Source organism: Bartonella sp. CL436QHHD, from assembly GCF_042195105.1.
Taxonomy (GTDB): Bacteria; Pseudomonadota; Alphaproteobacteria; order Rhizobiales; family Rhizobiaceae; genus Bartonella.
In genome coordinates, this window is the sequence record NZ_JBHINR010000032.1 from 76,281 (window position 1) to 88,979 (window position 12,699).

At 38.0% G+C, this 12,699-nt stretch carries 9 protein-coding genes; 4 read left to right on the forward strand and 5 right to left on the reverse strand.

Annotated elements, in window-relative coordinates:
* Positions 1 to 24: 24 nt before the first annotated feature.
* Both argF and ACFIKN_RS04230 read right to left on the reverse strand, forming a co-directional pair.
* The gene (argF, locus tag ACFIKN_RS04225; RefSeq protein ID WP_375630517.1) at positions 25 to 960 is read right to left on the reverse strand and encodes an ornithine carbamoyltransferase; all 936 of its coding nucleotides are present in this window, start codon (positions 958 to 960) and stop codon (positions 25 to 27) included.
* The gene (locus ACFIKN_RS04230; protein ID WP_273790265.1) at positions 957 to 2,171 is read right to left on the reverse strand and encodes an aspartate aminotransferase family protein; all 1,215 of its coding nucleotides are present in this window, start codon (positions 2,169 to 2,171) and stop codon (positions 957 to 959) included. The genes argF and ACFIKN_RS04230 overlap by 4 nt, the downstream gene beginning before the upstream one ends.
* Positions 2,172 to 2,657: 486 nt before the next feature.
* Between ACFIKN_RS04230 and ACFIKN_RS04235 the strand changes: the two genes are divergently transcribed.
* Positions 2,658 to 3,194, forward strand: a complete 537-nt coding sequence (locus tag ACFIKN_RS04235) for a GcrA family cell cycle regulator (RefSeq protein WP_375642988.1) — start codon at positions 2,658 to 2,660, stop codon at positions 3,192 to 3,194.
* A gap of 912 nt (positions 3,195 to 4,106) precedes the next feature.
* Here ACFIKN_RS04235 and ACFIKN_RS04240 read toward each other — a convergent pair.
* A complete protein-coding gene (locus tag ACFIKN_RS04240; RefSeq protein WP_375657964.1) occupies positions 4,107 to 4,697 on the reverse strand; it encodes a Smr/MutS family protein in 591 nt (196 codons plus the stop codon).
* A 52-nt stretch (positions 4,698 to 4,749) separates the two neighbouring features.
* Positions 4,750 to 5,442: a Tim44/TimA family putative adaptor protein gene (locus tag ACFIKN_RS04245; RefSeq protein ID WP_273790262.1), complete on the reverse strand. Its 693-nt coding sequence runs from the start codon at positions 5,440 to 5,442 to the stop codon at positions 4,750 to 4,752.
* 174 nt (positions 5,443 to 5,616) lie between these two features.
* On the opposite strand from ACFIKN_RS04245, the gene ACFIKN_RS04250 reads away from it, so the two are divergent.
* Together ACFIKN_RS04250 and secB are read left to right on the forward strand one after the other, a co-directional pair.
* Positions 5,617 to 6,111, forward strand: a complete 495-nt coding sequence (locus tag ACFIKN_RS04250) for an FxsA family protein (RefSeq protein ID WP_375630525.1) — start codon at positions 5,617 to 5,619, stop codon at positions 6,109 to 6,111.
* A gap of 143 nt (positions 6,112 to 6,254) precedes the next feature.
* On the forward strand, positions 6,255 to 6,731 hold the full coding sequence (gene secB / locus ACFIKN_RS04255) for a protein-export chaperone SecB (RefSeq protein ID WP_375630527.1): 477 nt from the start codon (positions 6,255 to 6,257) through the stop codon (positions 6,729 to 6,731).
* A 67-nt stretch (positions 6,732 to 6,798) separates the two neighbouring features.
* Here secB and ACFIKN_RS04260 read toward each other — a convergent pair whose 3' ends face one another.
* Positions 6,799 to 9,099 carry an NADP-dependent malic enzyme gene (locus ACFIKN_RS04260; protein ID WP_375642989.1) on the reverse strand — a complete coding sequence of 767 codons (2,301 nt, stop codon included), beginning with the start codon at positions 9,097 to 9,099 and terminating at the stop codon, positions 6,799 to 6,801.
* 195 nt (positions 9,100 to 9,294) lie between these two features.
* Between ACFIKN_RS04260 and mutS the strand changes: the two genes are divergently transcribed.
* On the forward strand, positions 9,295 to 12,039 hold the full coding sequence (mutS, locus tag ACFIKN_RS04265) for a DNA mismatch repair protein MutS (RefSeq protein ID WP_375657965.1): 2,745 nt from the start codon (positions 9,295 to 9,297) through the stop codon (positions 12,037 to 12,039).
* Positions 12,040 to 12,699: the final 660 nt, after the last annotated feature.

Genomic DNA, 12,699 nt, shown 5'->3' on the forward strand with positions numbered 1-12,699 from the left:
TTTATATAATTTGTTGTAGGGAGGCTATTGTGGAGAGAAAAACGCATCTTGTAAACACCAAGAAAGAATTGCTTTTTGAACATGAAGACGATTTTCAGCCTCATCGAAAACAACGGAGTGCGGTCCATCAATCACAGAATCAACAACTTCTTCACCGCGATGAGCAGGAAGACAATGCATAAAAAGAGCATCAGATTTTGCTAATTTCATGAGAGATTCATTGACTTGATAAGGCTGAAAAGTAGAACGACTGCGAGCACGAAATTCTTGTCCCATGGAGACCCATGTGTCGGTCATAATACAATCAGCATCTTGAGCTGCTTTTTGGGGATTATGGGTTAGTGTAAGATGCGCTCCTCGTTCACGTGCCCAATGGATAAATTTTTCCTGTGGTTCACTGCCCTTTGGAGTAGCAATACGCAAATGAAAATCAAAAAGAGCTGCGGCTTCAATTAAGGAATGGAGCACATTATTACCATCCCCCATCCACGCAAATATTTTACCAGAAATAGGCCCCCGATGCTCCTCATAGGTTAATATATCTGCTAGAATTTGGCAAGGATGTGTATCATCTGTAAGGGCATTAATGACAGGAATTTGTGCATATTGTGCCAATTCGAGCATACGTTGATGTTTTGTTGTTCGTAATATCACGATATCCACAAAACGGGATAAAACACGAGCCGTATCAGCTATAGTTTCACTGTGACCAAGCTGCATCTCTGAACCCGTGAGCATGATTGTATCTCCGCCAAGCTGGCGCATACTGATATCGAATGAAATACGGGTTCGTGTGGATGGTTTTTCAAAAATCATCGCAAGTGTTTTACCTATAAAAGGTTTTGAACCTTTTCCTGCTTTAAAAGATGCTTTAAGGATCTTCGCATAATCGATCAGTGCGCGTGCTATTGCTGGCGTTAAAATGGATAAGTCCGTGAAATGACGAAGAGCATTTGTCATGTGTGTGATATTTGTCTTTCTTTGTTTACTTGCGAAAGATAAGCTATTGCTTTTTCAATACGATGCAAACTTTCATCTATTTCTTCTTCCCTAATGATAAGAGGAGGCAATAAGCGCACAACATTGTTGTTGGCAGCAACACTTAAGAGATGTTCATTTTCTAAAGCATTAACGACAAGATTTGAAGACACAACACATTGAATACCCAACATTAGCCCCATCCCCGGAACTGCGCGGATAATATCAGGATAGATATTGAGAATATGCAAAAGTCCACTTTTTAGTTTATCCCCCATGCGCTGAACATGGTTGAGAAAACTTGGCTCTAACAAAATATCAAGAACACTATTTCCTACAGCCATTCCAAGAAGATTTCCTCCAAAGGTTGAACCATGTGTCCCAAGTGTCATGCTTTTTGCAACTTTATCCGTTGCAAGGCAAGCGCCTAATGGAAATCCCCCTCCTAATCCTTTTGCGAGGGTAAGAATATCAGGTGTGACATCACTCCATTCATAAGCAAAAAGCTTTCCTGTTCGTCCTATACCCGTTTGGACTTCATCTAAAATCAATAATAGACCATTATCATCGCATATTTTGCGCAAAAATCTTAAATATTCATGAGGGACCGTTCGTATTCCTCCTTCTCCTTGAATAGGTTCAATAAGAATAGCGGCGGTATTTTTATTAATAGCATTACACAAAGCGATTTCATCACAAAAAGGTACTTGAATAAATCCACCAGCTTTAGGTCCAAAGCCTTCAAGATATTTTTCATGCCCAGTCGCAGCAAGTGCTGCAAGTGTACGTCCATGAAATGCCCCTTCAAAAGTAATTATTTCAATGCGTTCTGAATGACCAGCAGCATAGTAATAATGACGTGCCGTTTTGAATGCGCACTCCAATGCTTCAGTACCTGAATTGCAGAAAAAAACCTTATCCGCAAAACTATTTGCACAAAGCCGCGTGGCAAGAGATGCTTGTTCAGGAGATTGAAAAATATTAGAAACATGCCAAAGTTTTTCAGCTTGTATTTTGAGCGTATCAACCAATTTTGGATGTGAATACCCTAATGCATTAACAGCAATGCCAGATGTGAAATCAAGATAATGTTCTCCTTTATCGGAAATAAGCCATACACCATGCCCCTGTTCAAAATGCAAATTTCGTCGTGCGAAGCATTCATAAAGTGGTTGTATAGAGACAGCATCCATCATAATTCCCTTTATATTTTAACCTTTTCAATATATATACAAAGCAACACTACAAATAAAATAGCATGGTACATTTCGTTACGGTGCTTTCAACATTTCATTACGATTAGTGATTACACCTATAGAATAGATCATTACACCAATTGAAAAAAAGTCAATGAAGGTTCTACAAATAAGCATTTTGGGGAAAAGCCTTAAACAAAAGTGAAAGTTTAACCTATGATTGATTTGCAAGTTGGGGAAAACATTCTAAATAAACTCTTCAAGAGGTAAAGACTCTTGTCATAGAGTGAGTGCATATTGTAATTTACAATGTAATAAGCAAGATGATGTGTTTTGATTTGTAAGTCCACAGGTTGGATGATTTTCTTATGCTCGTTTAGAGTGTAAAGTTCTTTCATTCAGCGTAATGAAAACATTATTTAAACATTTGAAGATGCAACGGGGGAGAGCATCTTAGTGACGTAATCGGAATGGAGTGCTGGTATGGGTTGGACATGTGAACGCGTTGAGCTTCTTAAAAAGCTTTGGAGTGAAGGGTTAAGTGCAAGTCAAATTGCTGCTCAATTAGGTGGGGTCAGCAGAAATGCAGTCATCGGCAAAGTACATCGATTAAAGTTACCAGGACGTGGTAAGACAGCTCAAGGAAGCACGCGTGCGCAAAAAACTCCCGTGGGAAGCAGCAGCCCATCATCTCCACGTGTGCGTCGCAACACATCCACGGTATCGCCAGTAAACACATCATCTGTAAGTATTGAAGAAACAGCTTTAAAGACAGAATTTGTAGTGGAAGATGTAAAAGAAGTTGATATGTCCACAAAATCCAATGTAGTGGTGCCTATATCACGTCAACTTAATCTTCTACAATTGAGTGAAAATACATGTAGATGGCCGGTTGGCGATCCATTATCAGCAGATTTTCATTTTTGTGGTGCAGATTCTGATGAAAGTAGCCCCTATTGTGCCTTTCATGCTAAGCTAGCATTTCAACCAATATCTGAAAGACGTCGGATAAGAGTGTAATATCCTCAATTGAATCTCGTATTTTACGTCTTCTGCGCTTCGTTATTAAATTTTAATTATCGAATTATTATGAGAACGAAATTTGATGGAGCTTTTAATGAATGAAAAAATTTCTTCATGAAATTATTCAACGAAACTGTATCTTTTGATGCTACTGCGCAGCTATGTGTTGTAAAGTTATATTCTTGTTTATTTTCACGATTCTCTTTAATTTAGTTGTACTGCTGTTAACACTATCCATAGCAATGTCTTTTGAATAATACAGTTCTCAATTTCTCATGTTTTTATTCTTCGTGTATTTAATAGAGTAATGCTGTGGTTTATAAAAATAATTTATCGCTTTGCAACCTGAATGAGATCCATCTATATCTCTCTCATTTTAAGTCCTCTTATATTGAATCGATCAAAATCTTTCGTTTGGGCGTCACGCGCGAGATGAGAACTGCGGAGAGTAAAAACACTTACAGAAAAGCATGCCTCTGTATAAACGCTTTAAAATACCAAGGACTTAAAGGGTTGTTGCAACATTGGGAGATGGTAAAGTGTATGATGATGCCAGCTTACTCTTTTACTAAGCATAAAGATAGGGGGGTGCTTCATGGATTTATCATTATACTCTTCACGAATACTGTCGCAAAATAAGCTTGAGAGCGTTGAAAGATGTTTCTTTAAAACAAGCCTGTGGATATATTCAATTCAATGTCGTTCTGTTTTGTGTGAGGGATGTGCCCCGTTAACGAATGCTATAAACAAAAGCGTGAAGCAATACGTAGAATGTAAAATAATATCTTTATAATTCTTTATAAAAAATTATAACGAAGGGAATATTGTATTCAAGGCTCTTACGAAATATACAAAAACAATAAATTATAAGTATAAATAAATATTAAACCTGAAACGACCATAATGACATCACATTCCTTCTCCCGACATAAAACGGCGCAACCAAACATAAAGCGCACCTTCTCCGCCATGCTGACGTGCTGCTTGCTCAAACGCGTGGACATAATATCGAAAAGCTGGTGTTGATAACCAATACGGAACAAATCTATATAAAGCTCCATCACTCCCAACGGATCGTCCTTTTCCTGTAATCACAAGGACATAACGCAATCCTCTCTGCTGAGAGGATTGTAGAAATTTTTTTAAGAAAAAATAAGCTTCTTCCTGCATATAACCATGAAGATCAAGACGCGCCTCAAGAGGATAACGACCTTGGGAAATTTTACGATATGCAACATGATCGAAGAAATGAATCTTTTGTGCTTGTGTAACTGCCCTCTTTTCTCTTTTAATAATTGTCGAGGGTTGTTGATTTTCCTGAGACAATGAGGAGATTTGAGTTACAGGTTGATTTTTATCATTAATATTTGCAATAATTTCTGAAGTAGAAGAGAGCATCTTACCGTGAAGCGGTGTTATCGTACGACACACCATCTCCCATAAAAGGCGATCTTGTGAAGCCAATAAATCTCTTTTTTGTCTCCATTTACTTGAGGACATTTTAATTTCTCATAAATCATTGAATGCTTATGGAAGAAAAACAAAAAGTATTTTAATTTTCATTTTCTGTAGCAAAAAGCTTCCAGTTGGGATCTGACGATAAACTATTGCGAACAAAAGTCCAAATATCTCTGATTTCTACAATAGCATCAGGATCACCGTCTATACGCTCGCCCTGTTCATTATAAGTAACAGAAATCATCTCACTGACAATACGTATCGTTAAAAGTTCATCCTTTTCTTGTATTGCCGCCGCAATAAATTCGATCTTATTAATTCCAACAAAAGTGAATTCTATTCTTTCTTTATTTTTTTCTCGTTGCTCAATAGCCGTACAAAAACTCTCAAAAACATCCTGACAAAGCAAGCTTTTAAGCTGATTGCGATCACCTTTGGCAAAAGCTGTTACAATCATTTCATAAGCAATTTGCGCACCTTTTATAAAAAGTTGAGGAGAAAAATGAGAATCAATTCTATGCAATTCCCGCAAATTTTTATTCAAAAGACTCCCCTCCGGTGAAATTTTATCAATTTCACTAAAGTCGTCTTTTTGTGAATTTTTCTGATGAGGGAACGAAACAATATTATCAGCCGTTTCTGCTTCAACCTGTTTTTTAGAACGACGTGAATAAGGATCAAAGGGTGGCTTTTCAAACCCAATTCGTTTCCCTAATACATTACGGAGTTGCACAAAAATAACAACCATAACAACAAGAGCTATGACAAGTATAACGTCAAATTCCATAGGCGCTGTCAATCTCCAAAGCTTAAGTCTCTAATAAACATTGCAGTCAATACCATTTATCAATAAATATGTAAAATAAGGAATCTTATCATTCAAATATTTTTATAGATTTTGTATTTAAACGGAGTGCTCTTAAGAATTTCTCCCCCTACTCATCCAGAAGGAAATTTTCATGTGATAAAACTTTATTCTATAAATCCTCGTTTTTTTGTTGTTATCTTTCTTTGCATTCTTTTAATCGAGATTGCTGGTTTTATCTTTGTTGGTCAAGAAATTGGTATTTTGGCAACTTTGAGTTTGGTTATTCTCACAACCATAGTTGGGGTTGTTTTATTGCGAATTCAAGGGATTAGCCTTTTAAAAAATATACAAACTGAACTTGTCCAAGGACGCACATTAGAGAATAATATTATTAATGATGCTTTCATCATCTTTAGTGCAATTTTACTTATTCTTCCCGGCTTTGTAAGTGATTTCTTGGGAATATTACTTCTTATTAAACCAATTCGCTCTGTTGCTTGGCATTTCTTTATATCATTAAAAAACAAAATGAATCCCAATACTAAAAGAAAAAATGACTCTGAAAAAATAATTGATCTTAAAGCAGAAGATTACACAATTCATGATACGACAGAATCTCCATGGCGCAAAAATGATGATAACCATTGAAATGCCTAAAAAATCTGCAACAAACTAAAAAAATATTCAAGATAAAGAGCGCATTTCTTGCAACCTTTTGCAAGGCGTGATAACCAATCTGGTCTTTAGATCTAAAATAAATTATACATATTATAATAAGAGAGGTTCGTCGTATGGCCGAAGGTGAAATGAATAACAGTGGTGGAGAGCCGGTTTTTGCTGTATTAACTCAATATTTAAAAGATTTATCATTCGAAAATCCAGGTGCTCCTCGTTCATTGCGTGCACGTGAAAAATCACCACAAATTGATATCAATATTAACGTCAATGCTAACCCAATTGGTGATGACAATTATGATGTCGTTTTGTCTCTCTCCGTCAAAGCCAATGATGAAACTGAAACCTTATTTCATGTAGAATTGATTTACGGTGGTGTTTTTCACCTTAAAAACATTCCACAAGAACATGTTATGCCTCTGGTCTTTATTGAATGTCCCCGTCTTTTATTTCCATTTGCTCGCCAAATTATATCTGATGCTACTCAAAACGGTGGCTTTCCACCTTTGTGGATTGATCCTATTGATTTTGCAGCACTCTTCCAAAAGCGTCTTTCTGAAGAACAAAAAGACAGTCAAATACAGCCTTCTTAAAAAGTTTATTCTTTTGTTATTAAAAAGCCCCTTGATATATTCTTGGTATAGTAGGGGCTTTTTTCCTTTAGACGACTTTTGCGGCATGATAAGCCGCAAGCATTGCAATATTGACAACATCTGTATCGCTTCCACTAAATGGTACAATTTGGACAGATTTTTCCAATCCAATTAAAATAGGACCAATGATGGTTGCTTCACCAAGTTCTTGTAACATTTTGCTTGCAATGGAAGACGCGTGATATCCAGGCATAACCAAAATGTTAGCGGGCTCCGTTAATCCCATAAATGGATATTGCTGCATCAATTTGGAATTGAGTGCCACATCAGCACTCATTTCTCCATCAAACTCAAAGTCAACTTTGCGTTCATGCAAAATATTAATCGCATCCTGAATTTGCTGCGTCGTCTGCCCTTTCATATAAGCAAATGTAGAAAATGCTAAAAATGCTACCCGTGGTTGATATCCAAATCCTCGCACAAATGAAGCTGCTTGTTCCGCTATATCCGCAAGTTCTTCAGCATTAGGATTTTCATAAACGGCTGTATCCGTAATAAACACAATTCGTCCACGGCAAATAGCCATTGAAATACCAATCAATCGTTCTTTTGGTTTTTCATCAATTGCACGACGTATATCGATTAACGCTGTTTCATAATTGCGTGTCACCCCTGTAACCATTGCATCAGCATCTCCTAGTGCCACCATACACGCAGCAAAATAATTGCGATCATTATTGATACGATGATGACAATCACGCAACAGCCAGCCTTGACGCTGCATCTTTTTATAAAGATAATTCGCATAAGCATCTGTACGGCAAGAAAGCTTAGCATTCATAATAGAAATACCTTCACGCTCCAGATCAATTCCAGCGATAACAGCCGCTTCTCTTACTTGCTCTTCACGACCAACCAAAATCGCTTGTCCTAATTTTTGATGGACATAGGAAACGGCTGCCCGCATAACTTGCTCTTCTTCACCTTCTGCAAAGACAATTTGTTTTGGCGCTTGACGAACATGGTTATAAACCCCACGCATCATCGAGGAAGTAGGATCACGTCTCGCATTCAAATCGCGCTCATAGGCCTCTAAATCATCTATGTTCTTTTGCGCAACACCGCTTTCCATTGCTGCTTTTGCTACCGCTATTGAAACAACCGTAAATAAACGCGGATCAAAAGGAACAGGGATGATATAATTAGGACCAAATTTTAATCGCTTTCCATGATAAGCTTCTGCAACGCTGTCAGGCACTTCTTCGTGCGCTAAATTAGCAAGAGCCTTTGCCGCAGCAATCTTCATGTCTTCATTAATAACTCTTGCACGCACATCAAGCGCACCACGAAATATATAAGGAAAACAGAGAACATTATTAATCTGATTTGGATAATCGGAACGTCCTGTTGCGATAATGGCATCATGACGCACTTGCATAACCTCTTCCGGCGTAATTTCTGGATCGGGATTAGCCATAGCAAAAATGATCGGCTGGGGTGCCATGGATCTTACCATTTCAGGAGTCAGAGCACCTTTAGCAGAAACCCCAAAAAATATATCTGCACCTTCCATTGCTTCCATAAGCGTACGTTTATCTGTTTGAATAGCATGCGCAGATTTCCACTGATTCATTCCCTCTTTGCGGCCTTCATAGACCACACCCTTTGTATCACATAATATGATATTTTCGGAACGAAAGCCCATCGCTTTAATCAGTTCAATACAAGCAATTCCTGCAGAACCAGCACCATTACAGACTAACCGCGTATTTTGCATATCGCGCCCTGTTAAAGTCAAAGCGTTGAGAACACCAGCAGCAACAATAATTGCTGTACCATGTTGATCGTCGTGAAAAACAGGTATATTCATTACCTCGCGTAGGCGGCTTTCAATCATAAAGCACTCTGGCGCCTTAATGTCTTCAAGATTAATTCCACCAAAAGAAGGTTCTAAATGGCGCACCAAATTGATAAAACTTTCTGTATCGTTTATATCAATTTCTAAATCAATGGAATCAATATCCGCAAAACGCTTAAACAGCACTGCTTTGCCTTCCATGACCGGCTTAGAGGCAAGTGCACCTAAATTGCCTAACCCTAAAATAGCTGTACCATTTGAAATAACAGCAACAAGATTGCCTTTTGCTGTATAATCATAAGCTAGCGCTGGATTTTGAGCAATTGCCTTAACTGGAACGGCAACACCTGGTGAATAAGCAAGTGCTAAATCATGCTGTGTTGCCATAGACTTTGTTGCAACAATCTCAAGCTTTCCTGGTCGACCACGACTATGAAAATCTAGAGCTTCTCTTTCGCTCGCACTGTAAACAGTTTGAGATATTTTCTGATCTTGCTCGCTCTTTTTCATCTCACTTTATTTTCTCCAAAAACAGTGTAAATTTTGCTTGATAATGCGTATAGTCATTAAATCTGATTCATATATTAGAAATCGCTATTCTTGCCTTAGCAAATCTGATGATGCGTTGCAATTTAGAGATAAATAGATATTGAAGTAAATAAAAAAGAGTAAAAACTTCACTTAAAGGAAACAGGCCTCGTACAAATGGATAAAAAAAACAATCATAAAAATAATTTAATTCCACAGCCTGCCTCCTCATCTGCTTCCTCTCAAGAACGTCTTACACCTATGATGGAGCAGTACATAGAAATCAAAGCCGTCCATCATGATTCCCTTCTCTTTTACCGAATGGGGGATTTTTATGAATTATTTTTTAATGATGCGATTGAAGCTGCTCAGGCTTTAGGAATCACACTCACAGCACGCGGAAAACATTTAGGACAAGATATTCCTATGTGCGGTGTTCCCGTTCATGCTGCTGATGATTATTTACAAAAACTGATTGCTTGTGGTTACCGAGTTGCTGTTTGTGAACAAATAGAAGATCCTGCTGAAGCAAAAAAACGTGGCTCAAAATCTGTTGTTCGGCGTGATGTTGTTCGCCTTGTAACACCTGGAACGATAACAGAAGAAAAACTCCTTGATCCAACACGCGCAAATTATTTGATGACACTTTCCCGTATAAAAACTAGCGATGGAGAGGAATTTGCTCTTTCTTGGATTGATATCTCAACAGGCATATTTCGTGTAACAGAAAGCCGCCAAGAAAAACTTTTAGCAGATATTATGCGTGTTGATCCACAAGAAATCATTGTTGCTGATTCATTTTTTCATGATAAATCTCACAAGTCACTTTTTAGTGTTCTTGATCGTATCGTTTCACCTCAACCTGCTTGTCTCTTTGATGCACTCACCGCTGAACGCGATATTTGCAATTATTTTAAACTCTCAACTCTTGAAGGCGTTGCCGATTATTCACGTTCCGAACTCTCTGCAATTGTAGCTGCTATTCGTTATATCGAAAAAACACAAATCACGCATCGCCCTCCCCTCATGCAGCCTGAGCGCCAAAATGAAAGTGCGACTCTTTTTATTGATGCCGCAACCAGATTAAGCCTTGAACTTATTCGTACGACATCAGGTCAACGGGATGGAAGTTTATTAAAAGCTATTGATCGCACTGTAACAGGAGGAGGATCACGCCTTCTTATTGACCGCCTTATTGCTCCCCTCACCACTCCTTCGGCTATTGATACGCGTTTGGATTCTATCGATTTTTTTCTACGTAATCCTTCTCTTGCAGAAGCGATAAAGCTTATTTTAAAGGGGGGACCAGATATGCCCCGCGCCGTTTCACGTTTGGCTCTTGGACGAGGAGGTCCCCGTGATATGGCAACAATCCAGCGCGGCTTTGAAATCATTCGTGAATTGTATCAACTTCTTGATAATGAGCTTCTGCCTCAAGAAATAAGTGATGTACAACAGGTGTTCTCAAAATTACCCACAGCGTTATACTTTCATTTAGAACAGGCATTAGCTGATGATCTCCCACTCCTTAAACGTGATGGTGGTTTTATTCGTTCTAATTATCATAAAGAACTCGATGAAATGCGTGCTTTACGTGATGAATCTCGCCGTGTCATTGCTGAACTTCAAGCGCAATATGCCCAAGAAACAGATATTAAGACGCTTAAAATAAAGCATAATAATATTCTAGGTTATTTCATTGAAGTAACCAGCACACAAGCATCTTCCCTTACAAATAATCCACAAGCTAAAGCGCGTTTTATTCATCGGCAAACAATGGCAAACGCTATGCGTTTTACGACAACAGAGCTCGCTGACCTTGAAAGCCGTATTGCCCATGCTGCCAATCACGCATTGACACTTGAACTAGAGATTTTTGATATTCTCGTTCAGGAAATTACCGAACAAGTTGATTTTATTCGTAAAGCCTCTGAAGCACTTGCTATTTTAGATGTCTCTGTCGCTTTAGCATATCTTGCTGAAGAACAAGGATATTGCCGCCCTAAAATTGATCTTTCACTTACCTTTCATATTACAGCAGGACGCCATCCTGTCGTCGAGCAAGCACTCCGCAAACAAGCAGCAGAACCTTTTATTGCCAATAATTGTGATCTCTCTGTGCAAGAAAATCAGCAATATGCAGCAATCTGGCTGTTGACAGGGCCTAATATGGGAGGAAAATCAACTTTTTTGCGGCAAAATGCTCTTATTGCTATTATGGCGCAAATGGGGTCCTTCGTTCCAGCAACTTCAGCACATATTGGTGTCGTTGATCGCCTATTTAGTCGCGTTGGGGCTTCCGATGATCTTGCACGGGGGCGCTCAACCTTTATGATGGAAATGGTTGAAACAGCAACGATTCTCAATCATGCTAGCCACCATTCCCTTGTTATTCTTGATGAAATAGGACGTGGAACATCAACCTTTGATGGACTTTCTATTGCTTGGGCTGCTGTTGAATATCTCCATGAAGTTAACCATTGTCGTGCTATTCTTGCTACCCATTTTCATGAAATGACTGCACTTACCGAAAAACTTGACAGACTGCATAATGTAACCATGAAAGTCAAAAATTGGGATGGTGATGTAGTTTTTCTTCATGAGGTCACACCAGGAGCCGCTGACCGTTCCTATGGTGTACAAGTCGCAAAGCTTGCTGGACTTCCCCCAGCCGTTATTACACGAGCAACAGATGTACTCCATCAATTAGAACAAGGCGAAATGGCTGGAAAAGGACATAAACTCATTGATGATTTACCACTCTTTTCTCTTAAAGCAACATCTCCCGTCAATGAAGCAAAAAACAAACATTGTATACTTCACGAAGCTTTAAAAAATATTCATCCCGATGAACTCTCTCCTAAACAAGCTTTAGAAGCAATTTACCACCTCAAACAGCTTGAAAAGAGTAACCCTTTATAGAAAACAGATGTTATTTTTTATTAAAAAACCTTCTTAATAGGAGATAACGTAACCATTTTTGATATACCACAGCATAAACAGTTATTTATCGTATTCCCATCGCTTTTCTACATAATATATTTTGTAAGTATAATTGCCTATAGAAGCAAAACCATATGCATTATATTTCATATTCCCTTAGATTAATATTGGCTCTTATACAAAAAATTGATCAAGATCGACTATTTTTACAAGATAGTCGTTTTTTGTAAAGATTGTCATGAAATCTCCTCCACCTTGCAAATACGCCATATTTAGTGAATTATGCTTTTTCACGATCGATATTATTGTTATCATAGCAACATTTCTAGTTTAAAGCTGTTGGTGTTGGGATACCATCCCATTTTGCATAATAAATTCATGGATAATGGGTCTCGTATTTTCTTCACATTTTAAGCTATAAAGAGCTCTTTTACTGTTTTCATATGGAACATATAATCAGATATATCACAGCAGCATTTTATTTTCCTAAATATCCTTAAACTCCTTCTTACATCTCAAAGGATAGAGATTTTCATTCGAATCAAGTCTGCAAACAATCCAGATTCTAAGGAATTTATCTTGATTTCCTAGTCATGTGATTCACTTAAACTAAAAGCTTTACAAACAAGTCTAAGAATA